22 protein-coding genes are annotated in these 21,511 nt (G+C 45.7%); 12 read left to right on the top strand and 10 right to left on the bottom strand.

Going from position 1 to position 21,511, the window contains the following annotated elements:
* Positions 1-24: 24 nt before the first annotated feature.
* Entirely contained in the window at positions 25-1,248 is a 1,224-nt protein-coding gene (locus KUA48_RS01275; protein WP_369503300.1) for a transposase, read from the bottom strand.
* Positions 1,249-1,423: 175 nt separating this feature from the next.
* Here KUA48_RS01275 and KUA48_RS01270 point away from each other — a divergent pair, with 175 nt between their 5' ends.
* Together KUA48_RS01270 and KUA48_RS01265 are read left to right on the top strand one after the other, a co-directional pair.
* Positions 1,424-1,765 (top strand): hypothetical protein, encoded by a 342-nt coding sequence (locus KUA48_RS01270; RefSeq protein WP_117586171.1) that lies wholly within the window; start codon positions 1,424-1,426, stop codon positions 1,763-1,765.
* Between the two features lie 10 nt (positions 1,766-1,775).
* The gene (locus KUA48_RS01265) at positions 1,776-3,983 is read left to right on the top strand and encodes a YgiQ family radical SAM protein (protein ID WP_218414778.1); all 2,208 of its coding nucleotides are present in this window, start codon (positions 1,776-1,778) and stop codon (positions 3,981-3,983) included.
* Between the two features lie 76 nt (positions 3,984-4,059).
* On the opposite strand, the gene hisC is transcribed toward KUA48_RS01265, so the two are convergent.
* The 3 genes from hisC to hisG form a co-directional block, all read right to left on the bottom strand.
* Complete coding sequence (gene hisC, locus KUA48_RS01260; RefSeq protein WP_118152483.1) at positions 4,060-5,094, bottom strand: histidinol-phosphate transaminase; 1,035 nt, start codon at positions 5,092-5,094, stop codon at positions 4,060-4,062.
* 50 nt (positions 5,095-5,144) lie between these two features.
* Positions 5,145-6,431, bottom strand: coding sequence for a histidinol dehydrogenase (gene hisD / locus KUA48_RS01255; protein WP_117586169.1), 1,287 nt, complete (start codon positions 6,429-6,431; stop codon positions 5,145-5,147).
* Positions 6,432-6,525: 94 nt separating this feature from the next.
* Positions 6,526-7,377, bottom strand: coding sequence for an ATP phosphoribosyltransferase (gene hisG / locus KUA48_RS01250; protein WP_218433007.1), 852 nt, complete (start codon positions 7,375-7,377; stop codon positions 6,526-6,528).
* A gap of 106 nt (positions 7,378-7,483) precedes the next feature.
* Between hisG and KUA48_RS01245 the strand changes: the two genes are divergently transcribed.
* The 5 genes from KUA48_RS01245 (at position 7,484) to KUA48_RS01225 (ending at position 12,035) form a co-directional block, all read left to right on the top strand.
* Positions 7,484-8,743 carry a transglycosylase SLT domain-containing protein gene (locus KUA48_RS01245; RefSeq protein ID WP_153088653.1) on the top strand — a complete coding sequence of 420 codons (1,260 nt, stop codon included), beginning with the start codon at positions 7,484-7,486 and terminating at the stop codon, positions 8,741-8,743.
* A gap of 1,060 nt (positions 8,744-9,803) precedes the next feature.
* Positions 9,804-10,478, top strand: a complete 675-nt coding sequence (locus tag KUA48_RS01240) for an HU family DNA-binding protein (RefSeq protein ID WP_215652773.1) — start codon at positions 9,804-9,806, stop codon at positions 10,476-10,478.
* Between the two features lie 94 nt (positions 10,479-10,572).
* A complete protein-coding gene (locus tag KUA48_RS01235; RefSeq protein WP_153073226.1) occupies positions 10,573-10,668 on the top strand; it encodes a smalltalk protein in 96 nt (31 codons plus the stop codon).
* A 267-nt stretch (positions 10,669-10,935) separates the two neighbouring features.
* Complete coding sequence (locus tag KUA48_RS01230; protein ID WP_119227164.1) at positions 10,936-11,328, top strand: rhodanese-like domain-containing protein; 393 nt, start codon at positions 10,936-10,938, stop codon at positions 11,326-11,328.
* Positions 11,329-11,588: 260 nt separating this feature from the next.
* On the top strand, positions 11,589-12,035 hold the full coding sequence (locus KUA48_RS01225) for a PepSY-like domain-containing protein (protein ID WP_228112360.1): 447 nt from the start codon (positions 11,589-11,591) through the stop codon (positions 12,033-12,035).
* 165 nt (positions 12,036-12,200) lie between these two features.
* Here KUA48_RS01225 and KUA48_RS01220 read toward each other — a convergent pair whose 3' ends face one another.
* Positions 12,201-12,554 (bottom strand): hypothetical protein, encoded by a 354-nt coding sequence (locus KUA48_RS01220; RefSeq protein WP_118152866.1) that lies wholly within the window; start codon positions 12,552-12,554, stop codon positions 12,201-12,203.
* 328 nt (positions 12,555-12,882) lie between these two features.
* Here KUA48_RS01220 and KUA48_RS01215 point away from each other — a divergent pair, with 328 nt between their 5' ends.
* Genes KUA48_RS01215 through aroC form a run of 3 tightly spaced genes read left to right on the top strand, consistent with a single transcriptional unit; the run spans position 12,883 to position 14,942 of the window.
* The gene (locus KUA48_RS01215; protein ID WP_006846647.1) at positions 12,883-13,167 is read left to right on the top strand and encodes a hypothetical protein; all 285 of its coding nucleotides are present in this window, start codon (positions 12,883-12,885) and stop codon (positions 13,165-13,167) included.
* 8 nt (positions 13,168-13,175) lie between these two features.
* On the top strand, positions 13,176-13,790 hold the full coding sequence (locus KUA48_RS01210; RefSeq protein WP_153072472.1) for a peptidylprolyl isomerase: 615 nt from the start codon (positions 13,176-13,178) through the stop codon (positions 13,788-13,790).
* Positions 13,791-13,817: 27 nt separating this feature from the next.
* Positions 13,818-14,942, top strand: a complete 1,125-nt coding sequence (gene aroC, locus KUA48_RS01205) for a chorismate synthase (RefSeq protein ID WP_218433014.1) — start codon at positions 13,818-13,820, stop codon at positions 14,940-14,942.
* Positions 14,943-15,010: 68 nt separating this feature from the next.
* Here aroC and nth read toward each other — a convergent pair whose 3' ends face one another.
* Genes nth through KUA48_RS01190 form a run of 3 tightly spaced genes read right to left on the bottom strand, consistent with a single transcriptional unit; the run spans position 15,011 to position 16,501 of the window.
* Positions 15,011-15,658 (bottom strand): endonuclease III, encoded by a 648-nt coding sequence (gene nth, locus KUA48_RS01200; RefSeq protein WP_006846651.1) that lies wholly within the window; start codon positions 15,656-15,658, stop codon positions 15,011-15,013.
* A 5-nt stretch (positions 15,659-15,663) separates the two neighbouring features.
* On the bottom strand, positions 15,664-16,275 hold the full coding sequence (locus KUA48_RS01195) for an OmpH family outer membrane protein (protein ID WP_040552750.1): 612 nt from the start codon (positions 16,273-16,275) through the stop codon (positions 15,664-15,666).
* Positions 16,276-16,306: 31 nt separating this feature from the next.
* Positions 16,307-16,501: a hypothetical protein gene (locus KUA48_RS01190; protein ID WP_117586554.1), complete on the bottom strand. Its 195-nt coding sequence runs from the start codon at positions 16,499-16,501 to the stop codon at positions 16,307-16,309.
* Positions 16,502-16,621: 120 nt separating this feature from the next.
* Here KUA48_RS01190 and KUA48_RS01185 point away from each other — a divergent pair, with 120 nt between their 5' ends.
* Together KUA48_RS01185 and KUA48_RS01180 are read left to right on the top strand one after the other, a co-directional pair.
* Positions 16,622-18,082, top strand: coding sequence for an aminoacyl-histidine dipeptidase (locus KUA48_RS01185; RefSeq protein ID WP_218433016.1), 1,461 nt, complete (start codon positions 16,622-16,624; stop codon positions 18,080-18,082).
* A gap of 67 nt (positions 18,083-18,149) precedes the next feature.
* Entirely contained in the window at positions 18,150-18,536 is a 387-nt protein-coding gene (locus KUA48_RS01180) for a hypothetical protein (RefSeq protein ID WP_153072469.1), read from the top strand.
* A 65-nt stretch (positions 18,537-18,601) separates the two neighbouring features.
* On the opposite strand, the gene KUA48_RS01175 is transcribed toward KUA48_RS01180, so the two are convergent.
* Both KUA48_RS01175 and htpG read right to left on the bottom strand, forming a co-directional pair.
* Entirely contained in the window at positions 18,602-19,126 is a 525-nt protein-coding gene (locus KUA48_RS01175; protein ID WP_118254759.1) for an RNA polymerase sigma factor, read from the bottom strand.
* A 205-nt stretch (positions 19,127-19,331) separates the two neighbouring features.
* Complete coding sequence (htpG, locus tag KUA48_RS01170; RefSeq protein ID WP_218433018.1) at positions 19,332-21,392, bottom strand: molecular chaperone HtpG; 2,061 nt, start codon at positions 21,390-21,392, stop codon at positions 19,332-19,334.
* Positions 21,393-21,511: the final 119 nt, after the last annotated feature.

Below are 21,511 nucleotides of genomic sequence, written 5' to 3'. Positions count from 1 at the left end.
GTTCGTTAATAATTCAATAATGTGCTAAGCAGCTATACGCTGTAAGCACGAGAGATCTTTGAAAATCTTGCTAATTAAAGTTCGGTTCGGGGTGTACCCGCTTGCTTTAAAAATTCGTTTCACCATATAAATGTTGGTCATCAGTGACTTGAATGAAGACATAGAATATTCCATTCCCATCTCCTTCATAGTTACCTTGGCAACATTTAGTGATGTGAACGAAGCATTGAAAGCAAAATCGAGTTTCCACTTATCGCGAGCCTGGCAGTCCATAAGACCAGTATAGCCTTTGGCGTCACGAAAGCAAAATTCGATCTGGAACCTGGTTCTATAATAAAGAAGTACTTCTTCACCCGAAAGTGAGGTGTCTGTAGAGAAGAATAGTTTCTTCTTGCCATTCGGCATCTGCCAGATGACAAGTCTAACTTTACACCTGAGTGCCTTGGAATAGGCTATCAAAGTATAAGCTATTCCTTCTATATCTTTCATCTCCATCTTCTCCATTCGAGTGAGGTCAAGATTCTTCATATCAATCTTGCCATCCTTGGTCTTTGGGCGACCACGTTTTCCAGTACGTGGACCAGCATAGACATAAAAGAGACAAGCATTGTCACGAAAGCGGCTTATCAAAGAGAACCCTTCTTTCTTTATCCCATTAACAAATGTACTTGTAGAGAAGTAAGCATCTGCAACTATGAGGGTTGAGAGTTTGAGAAGTTCCTTGCGATAACGCTTAATGACGCCGATATAGAAATCTACCATTGTCTTGTTTCTAAGACTCAGTTCTTTATTACTTAGCGACTGGTGTGCTTTTAACATCATGCAGTCTTTGGCATCAATATCAATGAGGCCAATACCCATGATTTCGAGACCATGTTTAACAGACTGTGCACATCCCGACCAAAAACGACCGATATGTGGAGTCTTCTTGCCAGCTTTGCTGATGTAGCTGGGATCAATGGCAATAGCCCATCTTCCCTGTTTACCAAAGAAGCGCTTGGCAAGTGAGACATTAAGTTTGAGCCAGTCAATGCTTTTCGACTTTTTTAAGCCGAATGCGTTGCGATAGGTTTGCTCAACATGCGAGCCATACCTCCCCATTTGGGTGAAATTTATCTTTCTTGGTATTACCATGAACAAAATTATCACCTCGATGAGTATTTTCTCGAAACTTTTTGTTAACTTTGCAGCCGAATCTTCAACTGCATCTTTAAAGATATCCATATATTGGTCAAGTCCTATATTCATATAATTTTGCGTTTGTCGTGATTTGCAAAGTTACTGAAAATCAGTGACTTGACCAACTTTTTATAGTTAAGTTTTCATAAGCATTTCTTAATATAAGTTATTGATTTACAGACGATTAAATGTTAATTTAACGCAGTATTGATTAAAAGTAAAACAGATAAAAAATTTTAAGCTTATGTATAAGATTCAAGCCAACCAGTCTGGCACTCGCTCTATCGAAGTGAGCGACCAGCATTTAGAGACCATCGAAAAGTATCAGTTACTCCGCAACCTCGTAGACAGCAACGGCATTATCGACGAGGAAGTGCTCGATAAACTGAAACTTAATGTGCGTTCACTCCTCGAGAGCAGCGACATCAAAGATAAGGAGTTGCTCGATCTCTGTCTCGACGTCATCTACAATCAGAACATGAAGGCGCTCGGTCTTCACAACCTCGTTCTGCTCTACGTAGACTGGAAAGACAAGAAGCAGGCTGAGGCTGCAGCAGATGCAGAACCAGACGCAGTAAATGATTAAAAAATATTGAATGGATTATAAGTTAACAGATTTCTTACCTACCACCAAGAAAGAATGCGAGTTGCGCGGATGGGACGAACTCGATGTCATCCTCTTTTCAGGAGATGCTTACGTTGACCACCCATCCTTCGGCCCTGCCATCCTCGGACGAATACTGGAAGCCAACGGCTATCGGGTAGCCATCGTTCCCCAGCCCGACTGGCACGGCGATTTCCGAGACTTCAAGAAACTCGGTCGCCCTCGCCTCTTCTTTGGTGTTTCTCCGGGTGCCATGGACTCGATGGTGAACCGCTACACGGCCAACCGCCGCATGCGTAGCGAGGACGCTTTCAGTCCCGACTCCCGCCACGACATGCGCCCCGACTATCCGTCTATCGTCTATACGCAGATACTGAAGAAACTCTTTCCCGACGTACCTGTAGCACTAGGCGGTATTGAGGCTTCGTTGCGCCGCATCAGCCACTACGACTATTGGAAAGACGAGCTCCGCAAGTGCATTCTCTGCGATTCGGGCGCCGACCTCATTCTCTACGGAATGGGCGAACGTTCTATCGTAGAACTAGCCAATGCCTTTGCAGAAGGCAAGACGCTTAGCCAAATCCACGAAATGCCGCAGGTGGTTTTCTACTGCAAGGAAAGTGAGATTCCGGGCGGTTTCAAGGACGATGACATCATCCTCCACAGCCACGAAGAATGTCTCCACAACAAGAAGGGACAGGCTGAGAACGTGCGCCATCTGGAGGAAGAAGCCAACAAGATGCATGCTCAGCGCATGATTCAGGAAGTTGACGGCAAATATGTAGTGGTGAATCCGCCTTTCCCGCTGATGACTACCGCGGAACTGGATGCGGCTTTCGACCTGCCTTATACGCGTTTGCCTCATCCTAAATACAAGGGCAAGACCATTCCTGCCTACGAGATGATCAAGTTCTCCGTGAACCTTCATCGTGGCTGTTTCGGCGGCTGTTCTTTCTGCACCATTTCTGCCCATCAGGGTAAATTCGTGGTTTGCCGCAGCAAGGAGAGCATTCTGAAGGAGGTGAAGAAAATCATCCAGATGCCTGATTTCAAGGGCTATCTGAGCGATTTGGGCGGTCCTTCTGCCAACATGTACGGAATGCACGGCAAGAATCAGAAAGCCTGCGAAGTGTGCAAGCGCCCGTCGTGTGTAAACCCTCAGATTTGTCCGAACCTCAATACCGACCACAGCAAGCTTCTGGAGATTTATCATGCTGTAGATGCTTTGCCGGGAATCAAGAAGAGTTTCATTGGTAGTGGTGTGCGTTACGACCTTCTGCTGCATAAGAGCAAGGACGAAAAGGTGAATCAGGCGGCTAGAGAATACACGCGCGAACTGATTACCAAGCACGTGAGCGGCCGACTGAAGGTGGCTCCCGAACATACGAGTCCGGAGGTCTTGAAGTTCATGCGCAAGCCATCGTTCGACCTCTTCTACGAGTTCAAGCGCATCTTCGACAAGATCAACAAGGAAGAAGGTCTTAACCAGCAGATAATTCCTTACTTCATCAGTTCGCATCCGGGCTGTCATGAAGAAGACATGGCCGAACTTGCCGTCATTACGAAGGGACTGGATTTCCATCTGGAGCAGGTGCAGGATTTCACCCCTACTCCTATGACCATTTCTACCGAGACCTGGTACACGGGTTACGATCCTTACACCCTGGAGCCGGTCTTCAGCGCCAAGACTCAGAAAGAGAAGCTTGCCCAGCGCATGTTCTTCTTCTGGTACAAGCCTGAAGAGCGCCGCGCCATCGAGAGTGAACTTCGCCGGATAGGCAGAGCCGACCTCATCGACAAACTCTACGACAGGAAGAGCATGGGTGGCAGTTTCAAGGGTAAGAAGACGCATTATGACGATAAGGCGATAGGTTCTACATACGATAATCCTGGTGTAGGAAAAGGTGCTAAAGGCAAGCGTGGAACTGGCAGAAATGCGTCTGACCGCTATGCACCAAAGGGTTTCGGAAATGTAGGCTGCTATGATGAAGATAAATATCTGAACGAAGGCCGCCCATTAAGCGGAGGTGCCGGCTTCTTCAAGAACAAGAAGAAAAAGAGCTTCAACCCTAATTTCGACAACGACAACCACAGTCGCAAGAACCGCTACAACAGCGGGGATAAGAACGAACGCGGCGGCCGTGGAAATCAAGGTCGTGGAAATCAAGGAAGAAATGAAGGTAGAGGCAGAAGAAGATAAATGCTAAAAAGAGGGTGAATCATATATTTATGACTCACCCTCTTTCATATTATATACTGAACTTTTCCAAAATAATTTAGTACTGTCTCAAAGCACCGAGTAATTCAGCATTCTCGCTCTTGTTTCCTATCGTAATTCTCAGACAGTTGCCACACAACTGAACCTTGTTGCGGTTTCTTACGATAATGCCTTGTGCCACCAGATAATTATAGATGGCATTGGCGTCGGTCATTTTAGCCAGGAAGAAGTTTGCATCAGTAGGATAAACCTTCTCGCAGATAGGCAGATCCAGGAATGCAGCCATTACCTTAGAACGCTCCTGCAGGATGTTCTTCACCCATTCGTCAACCTTCAGCGGATTCTTCATCACTTCCAGCGCATGCTCCTGAGTAAGCAGATTGACGTTATAAGGATATTTCACCTTATTGAATATGTCAACAATCTCCTTGCTCGCAAAAGCCATTCCCAAACGGAGGGCTGCACAGCCCCATGCCTTACTCATGGTGTTGAGCACAATCATGTTGGGAAATCTGTCGAGTACGCTGCGGAATGTGCGCTCCGAAGAGAAATCGCTGTAGGCTTCGTCGATGATGACAATACCCTGGAATTTCTGCAACACCTCTACGATAGCCTCGCGGTTAATGTGATTACCCGTAGGATTGTTCGGACTGCAGAACCAGATAACCTTTGTCTGTTCATCGCAGGCTGCCAGCAGTTTTCCGGCAGAAATCTGATAATTTTCATCAAGCAATACAGAACGATACTCCACATCGTTGATGTCTGCACAAACTTCATACATTCCGTAAGTAGGTGCAATCGCTACTACATTATCCTTGCCCGGGCGGCAGAATACACGGTAAACCAAATCGATGGCCTCGTCAGAACCGTTGCCCAGGAAGATTTTCTCTTCAGCCACACCCTTAATCTTGCTGATCTGCTTCTTCAGTTCAACCTGCAGCGGATCAGGATAGCGATTGTAAGGGTCATTATATGGATTTTCGTTGGCATCGAGGAAGACGCGGGCATTTCTGCCTGCAAACTCCGTACGGGCGCAACTGTAAGGTGCCAGATTCCAGATGTTCTCTCGGCACAAATCTTTCAATTCTTTCATTTTTCTTTCAAAAGCTATTAAGAAGTATTTTTACAACTTCCCTTTTTACCCTATTGTTTCAAACTGTTCACTCTCAGTCTCATCGCATTGGCATGAGCTTCCAATTGCTCATTTTCCGCCATGGTCACTACAGCATTTCCAATGTTACGAATACCTTCTTCTGTTAGATGCTGGAAGGTGATTTTGCGATTATAACTGTCCAGGTTCACTCCGTTGTAAGCCAAAGCATAACCATGGGTTGGCAAGGTATGGTTCGTACCGCTTGCATAGTCGCCTGCACTTTCGCACGCATAGTTTCCGAGGAATACACTACCTGCATTCACAACTTTTTCTGCCAGCTGCTCGTAATCGGCTGTGGCGATAATCAGATGCTCCGGCGCATAAGTATTACAGAGGTCGATTGCCTCTTCTTCAGTCTTCACGAGGATAAACTTAGAGTTGTCTAACGAGGTCTGTGCCATCTCTTTACGTGGCAAACGTTCAAGTTGCACTTCAACTTCATTCTTTACATCATCCAACACTTTTTCAGATGTAGTAATGAAGAAAACCTGAGAATCGAAACCATGTTCAGCCTGCGACAACAGGTCGGCAGCAGCAAACACAGGGTTGGCTGTTTCGTCGGCAATAAGACAAACTTCAGACGGACCGGCAGGCATGTCTATAGCCACATCGTGCAGGGAAACCTGCTGCTTGGCAGCCATGACAAACTGGTTGCCCGGACCGAAAATCTTATAAACCTTAGGCACGCTCTCCGTACCGTATGCCATGGCTCCGATAGCCTGAACGCCACCCGCCTTAAAGATCTTGCTTACGCCCGCAATCTTTGCCGCCATGAGGATAGCCGGGTTCACCTTGCCTTCTTTATTAGGAGGAGTACATAGTACTATTTCTTTACATCCCGCAATCTTGGCAGGAGTAGCCAGCATCAGAACGGTGCTAAAGAGAGGAGCAGTACCTCCCGGGATATACAATCCCACCTTCTCTATAGCCACACTCTTCTGCCAGCAGGTTACACCAGGGCAAGTTTCAACCTTTACACCATCAAACTTCTGGCTATGATGGAATGCGGCAATGTTATGATGGGCGAGGTGCAAAGCGTCTTTCAGTTCTTGAGAAACCATTTTCTCAGCCTCTTCGATTTCAGCTTCAGTCACAGCCAAAGAATCGAGATGGGCATGATCAAACTTCTCCTCGTAACGCTTCACGGCTTCGTCGCCATGGTTTTTCACATCGTCGAGTACACCTTGTACGGTCGCATTCAGCTGCGAAACATCCAGGTGTGGGCGTTTTACAATCTCGCTCCATTCCTCCTTTGCAGGATACTTTATTACCTTCATTCCTTTTATTAATATTTAATTATTAATGTTTAATGTTTAGTTTTTAACGCATAATGTCTCTAAATAAACATTACACATTAAACACTACACATTATTACAATATCATTTTTTCGATTGGTGTTACCAGGATGCCCTGTGCACCGAGTTCCTTCAACTTGCCTATGATTTCCCAGAAACGCTTCTCATCCAGCACGGTGTGGATAGAGCACCATTCCTCATCAGCCAATGGGATAATCGTAGGACTCTTGATGCCTGGCAATACTTCTGTAATCTCCTGAACCTTTTCCTTAGGAGCATTCATCATCACGTACTTCTTGTCCTGTGCAGAACGTACAGCCTCGAAGCGGAACAGCATCTCGTTCAGAATCTCATGCTTCTCCTCGTCCATGTTCCAGTTGCCGATGAGCAGAGCCTCGCTCTTCATCACCACCTCAACCTCAGCAAGATTGTTGCTGACCAGAGTAGAACCTGAACTTACAATATCGAAAATACCGTCAGCCAAACCGATGCCCGGACTGATTTCTACAGAACCCGTAATGACATGGATGTCGGCATTGATATTATTCTTCTTCATAAACTTGCGCAAGATGTTAGGGTAAGAAGTAGCAATCTTCTTGCCGTTGAACCATTGCAATCCCGGATAATCAATCTTCTTAGGAATGGCGAGGCTCAGGCGGCACTTGCTGAAACCCAGACGGTCAATAATCTGCGCATTCTCTCCACGCTCTACAAACTCGTTCTCGCCCACGATTCCGATATCTGCCACACCAGAGGCTACGCTCTGAGGAATATCATCATCACGAAGGTAGAGAACTTCGAGAGGAAAGTTGCTTGACTGCACCAGGAGGGTGCGTTTAGAGGCGCTTACTTTGATGTCAGCCTCTGCTAAAAGATTCATGGTGTCGTCGAAAAGACGACCCTTACTTTGTACTGCTATTCGTAACATATTTCTATATTTTGTTTGAAAAACATTGCAAAAGTACATATTTTTATTAGAATAAACAAATAATTTCTCACTTATGTGCAAAATATTTCGTACTTTTGCAGCTGAAATGAAGAATAAAGGATATTTATACGCATTATATGCACTATTTTTGCTCGCTGCCTGTGCCGACAAGAAACCGCAGCAGGAGCTTACGCCATGGGGAACTCCTGTAGGCGAAATGGAGCATGCTGACAACTCTGATGGGGCTGATGGTGATGAAAAGAAACCTGCTTCAACCAGCAAGGGGCTTTCGCTCGAAGATATTCAGGCCAATGGTGAGCTCATCATGCTTACCGTTAACGGCCCTACTACCTATTATGATTACCGCAGCCACGGAATGGGACTGCAATATCTGCTCTGCGAGAAGTTTGCCCAGCAGATCGGCGTGTCGTTACGCGTAGAAGAATGTAAGGATACGGCTGAAATGGTACGCAAACTGGAGAAGGGAGAAGGTGATGTGATTGCCGTGCCCCTACCCCGAAAACAGACCAGAGGCAACCTGCTGTTCTGTGGTGTTACGCCCGACAGTACCCGAACCCAATGGGCTGTGCAGAACGGCAACAAGAGTCTTGCCGACACCCTGAACGGCTGGTTTAAGCCTAAGCTGATTGCTCAGGTCAAGCAGGAAGAATCGTGGCTGCTTTCTTCTGCCAGCGTGCGCCGCCACGTTTATTCACCATTTCTGAACCGTTCTAAGGGTGTTATTTCCCGCTACGACCACCTCTTCCAGCGCTATAGCGGAACGGCTCGCATGGACTGGCGTCTGATGGCTGCCCAATGTTATCAGGAGAGCTGTTTTGACCCGAATGCGAAGTCATGGGCTGGAGCTTGCGGACTGATGCAGATTATGCCAGGCACGGCTGCCCATCTGGGTTTGCCGATGAGCATGATTCATGAACCTGAGGCGAATGTGGCTGCGGCAGCCAGATATATGGCGGAACTGCAGGGGCATTTTTCTGACGTGGGCGACCCGTCCCAGCGCATGCTTTTTGCCCTTGCTTCTTATAATGGTGGCTATTTCCACATCAGAGATGCGATGTCGCTGGCTCGCAAACATGGTCAGAATCCGCACAATTGGGGCGTAATTCGCAATTATATTCTGCGCCTTTCTCAACCGGCTTATTACACAGACCCGGTGGTGAAATACGGTTACATGCGAGGCACGGAGACGGTAGATTATGTGGATAGAATCAGAGCCCGCTGGGGTGAATACAGCGGTGGTTCAGGCTTCCATGAGAGTCTTCGTGGCAGCGGTATGGGCAGCGGTTCCTTCCATGGAGCCCCTGTTAAATCTAAGCGCCACTACCAAAATAAGTATCATATATAATATAAATAGGTACTGAAAACGATGAGGAAAGGTATATTTGGGGCTCAATTTACTCTGATTTCTTGCAAAATTTGGAGATAAGAGCCCCAAATATACCAAATAACGGGGATGTGAGTTTGCGTTCTTTTATAGGGCGTTTTTGTTGTTTTGTAAAGAAAAACACAAGATACTAAAATGTCGTTATATCATCTCCTACAACGATTAAAAGGAGTGTTTATATATATGTATGTATAATATCCTTACTACAGAAAATAGTAACGGAAATGATGCGAAAATCCGCATTTTTTTGCGTTTTAGAAGATAAGATGCAAAAATTAGGGGGTTAGGAAGGTATTTTACCCCCTCTTCTAAGGGTAAAAAATGCCCCTCCTCGGACATTAAATCCGCCTATAACATGACGTATTTTTGACAAAATGCAACAGGAAACAAGGATAAAAATGTAGAATCGAACAACATATCAGCTAACTAAAACGACTTAATATGTAGATAATTATTATACACAAAATATTAGAGTATGAATATAGCAAAATACACATAACGCACTAATAACCAACACATTCAGACATACACAAAAAACTATATCAGGTAGAAACTCACAAGTTCATCTAGCGGTCATTAATGCCCGGTCATTTTCGGTCATTAAGGTTTTCGGGGGCGAAAAAGAGAGCTATAATATATATTAAATATTTTTAATATATATTATAGGGGCTAAATAACCGGAAGTGATTTTTCTTAATGACCGATAATGACCGGTCACTAATGACCGGATGCAGCCCGTTGCCACTACTCCCCTCACCTACTCTCGAAAGACTCCATTTCACAAGATTCCGGAAAACTGAATTCAAGTTGCCGGAAAAGTATTGCTTCCTACAGCGCTTTTTCGTACCTTTGCACCAGCAATCGAAAGAAAGCTATTTTGTACCTAAAGGCGGTCATCTATGAAGACCGAGGCAGGGAGCAAAAGATGACAGGCACCGGTCATTAATGAAGACTCTGAAAAGGACAAGAAAAAGCATCTGGGAAATTGTGATTAAATAAACTCTTTAAAGCATAACATAGTATGATTAATTACAGCATCGTAATGCGTAGCGTGAACGCAAATCTTCTGGAAATCAACCAGGCGAAATCACGCATCAACCAGGCGAAGAAGGAGGGAACTACCCCTGACCCAAAGGACCTGGAACTCGTGAAGACTGAGAAGCAGAACGCTTTCGCCATCTCGCAGTACACCGACATCATGACCATCGAGAAGTTTGCCAAGCACATCACCTCTCATGGAAGTGTTTATTCGAGAGCCGACATCAGCGCCATCCTCTACATCGCCGTAGACTGCATGCGTGAGATGTTGCTTGAGGGCAAGAAAATCCGTCTGGGCGATCTTGGTGATTTCTCTCTCCTTCTCACCTCAAAGGGTGCTGAGGATGCCGACAAGTTCACCGCGCAGAACATCACCGGCGTGAAGGTTCAGTGGGAGCCTGGTCAGGAGTTTAAGAACCTTCGCGATGACGCCGAGTTCAACCTCGTAGCCAGCCGCAGTGCTCAGGCAGCCGTTATCAAGGCGATTAAGGAGGGTAAGACCAACGTTGACCTCAACGCCCCAACCACTCCGGATAATACGCCAGGCGGTTCTACCCCAGGTGGTTCAAACACCGGTCAGACCGGCAGCGACGGCCAAGGCTCTGAATCAGGCGGCGGTACTACCGGCAAGGACGATACTGGCGACGGCCTTGAATAGCCAAAGGATAGACTGGCTAGGGTGCTAGCCCCTAGCCCAGCCTATCCGCCCCCAAAAAGTAAACATGAAACACTAAACTTTAAACATTAAAAAGATGAAAGCGAACACTTGGAAAACAATTCTGCAGGTAGCCATCAGCATTCTGACCGCTATCGCTACTACGCTCGGAGTAACGAGCTGCATGGGATAAAGAACAAAAACGACCGCTCACCTCATGAGGAGAGCGGTCATTTTCGGTCGCGGTCATTTTCGGTCATTAAGGATTTCAGATTATCAAAATATCCCTCTATCGTATAAAATAAGGTTAAATCGAGTTCGCCCAGCCAACAAAATCCATCCATATCATCAACTTTCTGAATATTTTTTGTATTTTTGCAGATATATTGCAAGAATGTAGGGGGTTGAGCATGGCTTATCCTCCTAGATTATAGGCGCATAATTATTAAAAGATTAGAGAATGAAGAAAATATTTATCATGAGCATTATAACCATGCTATCAAGCCTGTATTCTTGTCAGGCGCAAAATAAGGGCTATAAGAGTCTGTCGGCAGATGACTATGAGAAAGCCATCGCTGACACCGCAGTAATCCGTCTCGACGTACGAACCGCAGAGGAGTTTGCCAATGGGCATATTCGGGGCGCAATCAACATTGACGTACTGAAATCAGACTTCGAGCAGAAGGCCGCTGCCACTCTTCCCAAAAGCAAGACTATCGCCGTGAACTGCCGAAGCGGCAAGCGAAGCAAAAATGCCGCAGCTATATTGACAAAGAACGGCTATCAGGTAATAGAACTCGATTCCGGCTTTATTGGCTGGCAGGCAGCAGGAAAAGAAATCGTAAAGGAGTAAATTGAAATAATCTGATGGAAACAGAAAGATTTTTTCTCCGCTAACGTGAAGCATTGGCACGGTGCTGCAAAAGACAGCTGATAAGCAGTATGCTGCTTTCTAAGCCAAACTTGGGTCGTCAGCCCGTACTTGAACCACATGCAAAAGTTCAGCAAAGAAGATAGAGTTAAACCTTCAGGCACGATTTGCGTCTAATTCTTAAGTGATGGGTTAAAGCACTCATCACAACTTAGTTATTATAATTTTAAAATTTGTAGCGTATGAAAAGAATTTTGCGAATTTTGATGATTGCCATCTGCTGCATGGTTTCATGCAATATGGTGGCGAATGCGGGCAACGACAAACCTATCTCTGTAAATGCACTTCCTGCCAAGGCTCAGACCTTACTCAGCCAGCATTTCAATGGTCAGAAGGTGATGCTTGCTACCATTGAGTCGGGCGTTGTGAGCAGAAGCTACGACGTGGTTCTGCAGAATGGCACGAAGCTGGAGTTCGACAAAAAGGGAAATCTTACAGAGATTGACTGCAAGCAGGCCACCGTGCCAGACCAGCTGATTCCGCAAGCCATCAAGAATTACCTGATGGCTAATTATGCAGGACAATCGGTGAAAAAGATAGAAATGAACAAGAATGAATACGAGGTAGAACTGGCTAACGGATTGGATTTGACCTTCAACAAGCATTTCCAATTAATAGATATTGACTGATTATCAAGTTAACTGAACTTTCGCATATCAGGAAGCTAAGTTTAGCAAATAGTTTAAGTACGGACTGAAGGCCCAAAAGCAAAAAAAATCCCAGTCAGGATAAAACCTTGACTGGGATTCTTATTTTAAATCTCTCTCTTATTTTTCTCATCTATAAAAAGATGATTACTTCAAACCACGATTGATAAGAGTTGTGTTGAGAAGCATCACGTACTTACGATACTGACTGTTGTTCAAGATAACGTGCATGTACTTGAGATCCTTCAAAACTGCCTTGTCAATCATTGCAGAACGTTCCTCACCCTTTGCTGTTGCAGCATTCATCATGTCTGCGGTGAAGTTCTTGTGTACATCAGCTACAGCCTCTACCTGGTCGATGTTCAAGCTCAAAGCATCTGCCAAGCTAGACATCTTTACATTCATGTTGTAAGCTGCTGTTGCATTTGTCTCCTCTTCTGCTGCGAAAGTAGCTGTTGCCATTGCAAACATAGCTACTGCTAATACCATAATCTTCTTCATAATCTTTTTACCTTTCTTTACTTTGTGAGTCCTGCACATCCGTAGACGCCGGCTCTGTTAAACATTATCCTATAGTCTTTTTCTTTAAGACGCTGCAAAGATAAGAACTTTTCTCTGTGTGCGCAAACATTTCTTGGGATATTTTCAGTTTTCCGCCTATTTCTTGACTTAAATCAACAACAACACACCGAAATAGGCATCAGAACGTTAGAGATATTACATTTTCTCTATCATTTTGTAATATCATCAAAAAAAAAGCCCTTTTTCTTCGTTTATACCAATTATTATTTGTACCTTTGCAAAAGATTCAACCTATAAAACAAGCAAAATGGTACAGGAAAATCATATAGACAAGGCACTCGCCTTTATGGAAAGTCTCGAGAAACTGGGCAACCAGCTCAAGGCGGCTGAGGAACACCAGAAGCAGCTCATCGCCCGAATGCTGGATCTCAAGAAAGAGAATCTGACCGACGGCGAGGAATATGCTGAACTCTCGCAGAAGAGCAAAAGTCTGCAGGACATCATCGACAAATGGCGCCCTATCTATCTGGAGCGCATGGAGATGGTAAAGAGCGTAAGCATTCAGAAAAGAAAAAGAAATAATAAAAAATAAATATAGAAATGGAAACAAACAACAAAAACAAGTTTATTGTAGTTTCATACGCACTGTATGATGTAACTAATGGTGACAACGGCGAGGAAATGCTCATCGAGCGCACAACCGACGAGCGTCCGTTCATCTTCATCAGCGGTATGGGTGTTACCCTGCCAGCTTTCGAAGAGAAGGTGGTAGACCTGGCTAAAGGTGATGAGTTCGACTTCCAGCTGGACCCAGAGCAGGCTTACGGACAGCACTATGATGAGCGCGTACTGGAGCTCGACAAGCAGATTTTTACCATCAACGGCCAGTTTGATGCACAGCACGTACAGGTAGGCGCTATCATCCCATTGCAGAACGAGGATGGCAACCACTTCAACGCAGTAGTGAAGAACATCAGCGATACAAAGGTAACCTGCGACCTGAACCACCCATTGGCTGGCTTGAAGCTCAACTTCTGCGGCCAGATTCTCGAGAGCCGCGAGGCTACTGCTGAGGAGATTGCCAAGATGGCTCAGATGATCAGCGGCGAAGGTGGCGGCTGCTCAGGTGGCTGCGACAACTGCGGCGGCGACTGCAAGGATGGCAACTGTGAAGGTGGTTGTGAAGGTGGTTGCGAAGGCGGCTGCAACAAGTAATAAACACCTTTATAATATATTAAGGTAATGAGGAATACATTTGGCAATCTTTTCACTCTCACTACGTTTGGAGAGAGTCATGGAATAGCTGTAGGAGGCGTTATTGACGGATTTCCTGCAGGCATAGAAATCGACATGGACTTTATCCAGAGCGAGCTGAACCGCCGACGCCCAGGACAGAGCCACATCACTACGGCCAGAAAGGAAGCTGACAAGGTAGAGTTTCTGAGTGGTGTGTTCGAAGGCAAATCAACAGGAACCCCTATCGGCTTTGAGGTGCGTAACCAGAACCAGCATTCTCAGGACTATGAGAACATGCGCTGTCTCTTCCGCCCTTCTCACGCAGATTTCACCTATCACGAGAAGTATGGCGTACGCGACTATCGTGGCGGCGGCCGTTCTTCAGCCCGCATCACCATTGCCCGATGCGTAGGCGGAGCTTTGGCTAAACTTGCCTTGCGACAGTTGGGCATCAGCATCACGGCCTATACATCGCAGGTGGGCAGCATCGCGCTGGAGAAAGATTATCATCTGTATGACCTTAACACCATAGAAGATAATCCGGTGCGCTGTCCTGACCAGCGGAAGGCGAAGGAGATGGAAGATCTCATCGCCCAGGTTAAGGCCGACGGCGATACGATTGGTGGAATCATCACTTGCGTCATCAAGGGTTGCCCGGTAGGATTGGGCGAGCCTGAATTTGGCAAGCTTCATGCCCAACTGGGTGCTGCCATGCTTGGCATTAACGCCGTGAAGGGTTTTGAATATGGTGAGGGATTTGCCGGAGTTACTGCCCGCGGAAGTGAGCAGAATGATGTCTTTATCCCGAAGGCTGATGCTGCAGAGACGCCAGCTGATGCTGCTGTGAATCAGGATATTGCTGCCCGTATTACAACAAAGAGCAATCATAGCGGAGGAATACAGGGCGGTTTGAGCAATGGTCAGGACATCTATTTCCGTGTTGCCTTTAAGCCAATTGCTACTCTGCTGATGGAGCAGAATACGGTAGATTTGGAAGGAAATGCCACCATGCTGACTGCCCGCGGCCGTCATGATCCTTGCGTTTTGCCAAGAGCCGTGCCAGTGGTTGAAGCCATGGCTGCCATGGTGATTTTGGATAACTATCTCTTGAATAAAACAATAAAACTTTAATTAGTGATTAATTGGTAGTGATTAGTGATTAACAAACTAATCACTACTAAATAATCACTAATATCTACCTAAAGCTTACTGTCCTTTAATAGTTTTGGGCAATATTCATTAAAAAAGCATTTATCGCAGAGCGGCTTCGTACTCTTGCAAATATATCTGCCATGCAGCAGAATCCAATGATGCGCATTCGGAATATCCTCAGCCGGAATGTGTTTCATCAGATAATCTTCTACTTTTCGGGGCGTATCTGCCGTTTTCGGCACCAACCCCATACGATGACTCACACGGTAAACATGCGTATCCACCGCCATCGTAGCATGACCGAACCATACGGCACGAATCACATTCGCAGTCTTGCGCCCCACTCCTGCCAACTTCTCCAAATCATCCGCAGCCTCAGGCACCTCACCTCCGAACATCTCAACCAGCTGGCGAGACATTTCAGCAAGATGCTTCGCCTTGGCATTCGGATAACTCACCGAACTGATCAACTCATAAATATCTTCCTCGCTCGCCTGTGCCATGTGCTGCGCATCAGGATAACGGGCAAAGAGAGCAGGCGTAACCATGTTGATGCGTTTGTCGGTGCATTGCGCAGAAAGCAAGGTAGCCACCAGAAGCTGAAATGCGCTACCGAACTGCAACTCGGTAGTTACATTCGGCAGCGCACTTCTGAAATGATTCAATATAAAATCGTATCTTTCCTTACGAAGCATTTCTCTTACTTTTTAGCAGGAGCAGCCTCCTCTTTCTTCAGCTTTCCCTTGTAAGCCTTGTTCAAGCCGGAAATCACCTCTTTTGTAATATCGTAAGCCTTGTCAGCATAGAGCAGATTATCGCCGCTCTTAGAGAAGATAATGCTGTACTTCTTGTCCTTGTTATAGCGGGCAAGATAGTTGGCAATGCTGTCGTGGAGCGCCTTGTTGTACTTCTCCTGCTCAGCAGCAAACTCGTTGCTCAAGCGCTGCTGCAAGCCCTGCAGGTCGTTGTTCTGCTTCTGCAGTCCAGCCTGGATAGCCTCAGCCTGCTCGCGGGTGTAAGCATTCTGCTGAATCTTCTGCTGGAAGTTGGCTGCTGCTGCCTGAAGCTGCTGGCCCTTCTGCGCAATAGTAGCCTGAATGTTCTGCCCCTTCTTCTCCAAGATAGAAGAATACTCCTTAGCAAAGGTATACTGAGTCATGATAGAGTCTACCTCTACATAAGCAATCTTCAATTCAGCAGGAGCCTTGCTCTCTGACTTAGCCTCTACCTGAGGCTGAGATTTGTTGCATGATGCCAATGACAGGGCAGCAACAGCTGCAATTGCCACTGAACTCAAAATGTTCTTTCTCATTTTTTCTATCATATTATATTATTACTATTTTCTAATAAGCCTTGTTGGCTTCTCTTGCCTCGCGGTCCTGATCCACCACACAATGAATGCCCTGCTTGCGCAAGCCCGGATTGTCGTGCACATGCTGGGAAGAGAACTTGCCGTTCTTCTTAAAAATCACCTTTACGCAAAATAATGCCATGCAGATAGCAATTATTAACACGCTTAATAACATTAATTTTATCATTTTTATTACCTTTGCAGTGCCTTAGTGCACTTTTGGGTGCAAAGGTACTATTTTTTTGGGAATAACCAAAACAAAATAGCAGAAATAAATGTTTTATCAAAACAAAATAATAGAAAATAAATGAATAAAAGTGAATTGAAGCCTGCTCTCGTGTTCGAGCAGTTCGCAAAAATCAACGAAATACCTCGTCCTTCCAAGCACGAGGAGAACATGATTGAGTTTTTGAAATCTTTCGGAGAGGCTCATCAGCTCGAAACGCTGGTAGATGAAACCGGTAATGTGCTCATCCGTAAAGCTGCCACTCCAGGCTACGAGCATGCAGAAACCATCATCCTGCAGAGCCACATGGACATGGTTTGCGATAAACTGGTAGATGTTGATTTCGATTTCCACAAAGACGCCATCCAGACTTACGTAGACGGAGAATGGCTTAAGGCAAAAGGCACTACATTGGGTGCTGACGACGGTATAGGCTGCGCCATCGAGCTGGCTATCCTGGCAAGCAACGATATTGAGCATGGTCCTATCGAGTGCGTCTTTACACGTGATGAAGAAACCGGACTGACCGGTGCTCACGGTATGAAGGCGGGCTTTATGACCGGAAAGATGCTCATCAATCTTGACTCAGAGGATGAGGGCGAAATCTTCGTATCCTGCGCCGGTGGTCAGACAACCCATGCCACTTTCCACTTCTCACGCGAAGAGGCTCCTGCGGGTTATTTCTTCATGGAAGCTTCGCTGAAGGGTCTCAACGGTGGTCACTCGGGCGATGACATCAACAAGAAGCGCGCCAATGCCATCAAGATTCTTGCCCGCTTCCTCTTCCTCGAAAATGAGAAACTGGATGGAAGTCTGCGCCTCGTAAGCTTCAACAGCGGCAAAATGCACAATGCGATTCCTCGCGACGGAAAATTTGTTTTCGCCGTCAAAAATGCTGATAAGGAACAGGTTCGTGCCGACTGGAACATCTTTGCATCAGAAGTAGAAGATGAATTCCACGTAACCGAACAGGCTATGCTGTTCAATATGAGCAGCACCGATGCTGCACCTGTCATCGAGAAAGCTGTAGCTGACAAGTTCGTAATGGCTCTCCAGGCTGTAGACAACGGTCCGCTTACTACCTGTCAGGATGAGGCGATTGCCTGGATGGTAGAAACCTCAAGCAATGTGGCAAGCGTGATGACCGATGAAAACAGCATCAACATCGTAGCTTCTCAGCGAAGTAACGTGATGAGCAATCTGGAGAACATGACCAACACCGTAAAGGCAGCCTTCCTTCTGGCTGGCGCCGAGGTAACTGTAGGCGACAAGTATCCAGCTTGGAAGATGCGCGCCAACAGCGAGCTTACCGACCTGGCTGTGAAGGCTTATGAAAAGCTCTTTGGCAAAAAGCCATTGGTAAAGGGTATTCATGCCGGTTTGGAGTGTGGTCTTTTCTCAGAGCGTTATCCTGAGCTCGATATGGTAAGTTTCGGTCCTACCCTTCGCAATGTTCACACCCCAGACGAGGCTCTTCTCATTCCTACAGTAGAGATGGTTTGGGATCACTTGCTGGAGATTCTCCGCAGCGTGGCTAAATAAGCAAGCTCGCTAAATAAAACAACGAGCTTAATAAAAGCAGCGCGGCTTAATAAAAAAGAAGATGTCTATGATAAAGAAAATGATGTTTTTCATGGTTTCAGGACTTGTGCTGATGTTCACCTCGTGTGGCGATCAGCACAAGGCTCAATCTCTTGTCAAGGATTTTCTTAATGAAAACCTCGTTGAGCAGGACTGCAGCTATGAGCGGTTCTCCCGCCTCACTCCTACCGCCATGATCAGTTTCGACCAGATGAAGGTGATGCGACAAAATGTCAGCAAACTGCCTTACGTCAAGAAGAATATTAATTATAATGATGCAGCTTATCCCGACACCTTATTATATTTAAGGGCTACATACAAGCTGACCAACCATCAGGGCGAGAAGCAGGAAGTAACCCAAACCTTTTATCTTGATAAAGGTTTGACAAGAGTAATCGGGTTTAAGGAAAACTAAAAAAATAGTTAAGAATTGCCTTTCAGCAAGGCAGTAAGAATAAACAGAAAGAGTTGACTAGCATTTTAACTAGCCAACTCTTTTTTCATATAATCTCTTATTTCTTTTCTAGCCAGAGTCAGACGATTCTCAGCCGCTTTATATCCGAGGTTCAGACTTTGGGCAATCTCGCTCACCTGCATTCCTTCGAAGAGATTCAGGCGGTAAACCTTGCTTCTCTTCTCTGTGAGCCGGGCAATGCCACGCTCCAGAATCTCGTTGGTCTGCTGGGCAGAGAAAACTGATTCGCCATCAACATCATATCTTCCCATCCAGTCGCTAGCTCCCAGGAAGTGTTCATACTCCTCAATCTTATGCTTGCGCCGGTAATAATCGATAATCAGATTCTTGGCAATGGTGTATACAAAACAAGGTAAAGTAACAGGCGTAATCATCTTATCGCCTCGAAGTAATCGCACAAAAGTATTCTGCACGATGTCTTCAGCCTCGTCTGCCGGAAGCGAACGGGACATGACATACAACTTCAGCTCGTTGTAGTGTTCAGAGTAATAATCAGCAATAATGCTGTAATTTGAATTTGTTTGTTCCATGATGGCGATTTTTTTAATCATGTTTTTCGTTTATCGATATTGCAAAGGTAATAAAAAAAAGGAAAGCCACCAAAGGAAAGCGAAAAAAAATGTGCTAAATGTTCGTTTTGAAACATTTAGCACATATGATAGAAACAATTTGTAACATGAAATGTTACGCATCGCAAAGTTTTATTTCTTAATTCAAACCTTTTTACAGGTTGGATTACTTAATCATGTCAACGCTTCTCTTGAGGAATGCGTCGAGCGAAGCACCCTTCAACATACCGTTCTGAAGCAGGGCGAGGTCGATGAGCTGGTGAACAATGTTGTTGTTCTTAGCATAGCCCGAGATGATTTCGTTACGCTTAGCCTTCTCATCGCTGATGGCCTTCTCTGTATTGTGAACATCATCCTTCTCCTGCTGGGTAATCTCTTCAGGCTTCTTCTTGTTCTGCTGCTCCTGATGGAGTACGGCAAGGCGAGCTTCCTGACCCTTGATTTCTGCAAGGATTGGCTTCAATGTTTCAGCAGTGTTGGCCTCAGCATCTTCCAATACCTTCTTTACCAGAGCATGGTCTGAGTTCAGTACGATGTTGTAGCTGTCTGGCATCTGACCGTAGAAGTTCATGCCTGCCTGGAACTGGCTCATCGCCTTCATACGGCGCATGTACTCGTTCTGAGTGATGAGCACTGGCTGGTTCTGTTCGCCCAAAGCCTGAATTTCAACAAAGAATTCTGCCTTGTCAAGCTGAGGCATCTGAGAGCGGAATACTTCTGTCAAGTTGTCAGACTGCTCTTTGCTCAAATCGGTCTTCTTAGCATCTTCCTTCACGATGAGGCGGTCGATGATGTCGGCGTCAACACGTGTAAAGCGGCTCTTCTCCAGCTTCTGCTCCAGCATGTTTACCATCGGCGTATCGAGCTGACCTTCCATCAGAAGTACAGAATAACCCTTCTGCTTGGCAGCCTCGATATAAGAATACTGCTCTTCCTTATTGTTGGCATAGAGATAAACCAGGTTGCCGTCCTTATCGGTCTGATTGTCCTTAATCAGCGTCTTGTACTCCTCGAAAGTAAAGTACTTGCCCTCAACATCTTTCAGAAGTGCGAAGTCCTTTGCGCGCTCGTAGAAATCTTCCTGAGAGAGCATTCCGTAGTTGATGAAGATCTTGAGATCATCCCATTTCTCTTCAAACTCCTTGCGGTTCTCCTTGAAGATAGAGTTCAGACGATCGGCTACCTTCTTGGTGATGTAGGTAGAAATCTTCTTCACGTTGCTGTCGCTCTGCAGGTAGCTGCGGCTTACATTCAGCGGAATGTCCGGTGAATCGATTACACCATGAAGCAATGTGAGGAATTCTGGTACAATGCCTTCTACCTGGTCGGTTACGAACACCTGGTTGCAATAGAGCTGAATCTTGTTGCGCTGCATGTCGATGCTGCTCTTGATGCGTGGGAAGTAGAGAATACCCGTGAGATTGAATGGGAAGTCTACATTCAGATGAATCCAGAACAACGGGTCGTCCTGCATCGGATAAAGGGTGTGATAGAACTTCTTGTAGTCCTCATCCTTCAGTGTGCTAGGAGCCTTGGTCCAGAGAGGCTCCACATTATTAATAATGTTATCCTCATCAGTCTCCACATTCTTGCCGTCCTTCCATTCGGTCTTCTTGCCGAAAGCAACAGGCACTGCCATAAACTTGCAGTACTTGTTCAGAAGTTCCTCAATCTTGTTCTTCTGCAGGAATTCCTTGCAATCATCAGCAATATGGAGGATGATGTCTGAACCACGCTCAGCCTTGTCTGCATCTTCGATTTCGAAAGCAGGTGAACCATCGCAGCTCCACTTTACAGCCTTGATTCCCTCTTTGTAGCTCTTAGTGATGATTTCTACCTTGCTGGCTACCATGAAAGAAGAATAGAAGCCGAGACCGAAGTGGCCGATGATGGCGTTGGCATTCTCCTTATACTTGTCGAGGAAGTCAGTTACGCCTGAGAATGCAATCTGGTTGATATATTTATCGATTTCCTCCTCAGTCATACCTATACCATGGTCGCTGATAGTCAAGGTTCCAGCCTTCTCATCGAGAGAGACACGAACGGTTGTGTCGCCTATCTCGCCCTTGAAATCGCCCTGAGCTGCAAGAGTCTTCAACTTCTGTGTAGCATCTACGGCGTTTGAAACCATCTCGCGGAGGAAAATGTCGTGATCTGAATATAAGAATTTCTTGATGACAGGGAAAATGTTCTCTGTCGTTACACCAATATTACCTTTCTGTGTCATAATATAAAATGTTTTTATTCGTATTTACTTTATTATTGTTTGGCAAGGGGACTTACAAATAGCGTGCCAAAATAAAAGCCCTCTTACCAAACAGAATAAAATAGCTGAAAAACATTTTA

Source organism: Segatella copri, from assembly GCF_019249795.2.
Taxonomy (GTDB): Bacteria; Bacteroidota; Bacteroidia; order Bacteroidales; family Bacteroidaceae; genus Prevotella; species Prevotella copri_B.
Note: the sequence above shows the minus strand (reverse complement) of the source record. Positions and strands in the feature narration are given on the sequence as shown.

Bases quoted from the DNA above. Each gene is read 5' to 3' on its own strand.
- KUA48_RS01215 (WP_006846647.1), top strand. From the start codon at position 12,883: ATGGTACAGGAAAATCATATAGACAAGGCACTCGCCTTTATGGAAAGT.
- hisD (WP_117586169.1), bottom strand. From the start codon at position 6,431: ATGAAGGTAATAAAGTATCCTGCAAAGGAGGAATGGAGCGAGATTGTA.
- nth (WP_006846651.1), bottom strand. From the start codon at position 15,658: ATGCTTCGTAAGGAAAGATACGATTTTATATTGAATCATTTCAGAAGT.
- KUA48_RS01180 (WP_153072469.1), top strand. From the start codon at position 18,150: ATGATAAAGAAAATGATGTTTTTCATGGTTTCAGGACTTGTGCTGATG.
- KUA48_RS01245 (WP_153088653.1), top strand. From the start codon at position 7,484: ATGAAGAATAAAGGATATTTATACGCATTATATGCACTATTTTTGCTC.
- KUA48_RS01210 (WP_153072472.1), top strand. From the start codon at position 13,176: ATGGAAACAAACAACAAAAACAAGTTTATTGTAGTTTCATACGCACTG.
- KUA48_RS01195 (WP_040552750.1), bottom strand. From the start codon at position 16,275: ATGAGAAAGAACATTTTGAGTTCAGTGGCAATTGCAGCTGTTGCTGCC.
- KUA48_RS01265 (WP_218414778.1), top strand. From the start codon at position 1,776: ATGGATTATAAGTTAACAGATTTCTTACCTACCACCAAGAAAGAATGC.
- hisG (WP_218433007.1), bottom strand. From the start codon at position 7,377: ATGTTACGAATAGCAGTACAAAGTAAGGGTCGTCTTTTCGACGACACC.
- htpG (WP_218433018.1), bottom strand. From the start codon at position 21,392: ATGACACAGAAAGGTAATATTGGTGTAACGACAGAGAACATTTTCCCT.
- hisC (WP_118152483.1), bottom strand. From the start codon at position 5,094: ATGAAAGAATTGAAAGATTTGTGCCGAGAGAACATCTGGAATCTGGCA.
- KUA48_RS01220 (WP_118152866.1), bottom strand. From the start codon at position 12,554: ATGAAGAAGATTATGGTATTAGCAGTAGCTATGTTTGCAATGGCAACA.
- KUA48_RS01190 (WP_117586554.1), bottom strand. From the start codon at position 16,501: ATGATAAAATTAATGTTATTAAGCGTGTTAATAATTGCTATCTGCATG.
- KUA48_RS01235 (WP_153073226.1), top strand. From the start codon at position 10,573: ATGAAAGCGAACACTTGGAAAACAATTCTGCAGGTAGCCATCAGCATT.
- KUA48_RS01175 (WP_118254759.1), bottom strand. From the start codon at position 19,126: ATGGAACAAACAAATTCAAATTACAGCATTATTGCTGATTATTACTCT.
- KUA48_RS01275 (WP_369503300.1), bottom strand. From the start codon at position 1,248: ATGAATATAGGACTTGACCAATATATGGATATCTTTAAAGATGCAGTT.
- KUA48_RS01240 (WP_215652773.1), top strand. From the start codon at position 9,804: ATGATTAATTACAGCATCGTAATGCGTAGCGTGAACGCAAATCTTCTG.
- KUA48_RS01185 (WP_218433016.1), top strand. From the start codon at position 16,622: ATGAATAAAAGTGAATTGAAGCCTGCTCTCGTGTTCGAGCAGTTCGCA.
- KUA48_RS01270 (WP_117586171.1), top strand. From the start codon at position 1,424: ATGTATAAGATTCAAGCCAACCAGTCTGGCACTCGCTCTATCGAAGTG.
- KUA48_RS01225 (WP_228112360.1), top strand. From the start codon at position 11,589: ATGAAAAGAATTTTGCGAATTTTGATGATTGCCATCTGCTGCATGGTT.
- KUA48_RS01230 (WP_119227164.1), top strand. From the start codon at position 10,936: ATGAAGAAAATATTTATCATGAGCATTATAACCATGCTATCAAGCCTG.
- aroC (WP_218433014.1), top strand. From the start codon at position 13,818: ATGAGGAATACATTTGGCAATCTTTTCACTCTCACTACGTTTGGAGAG.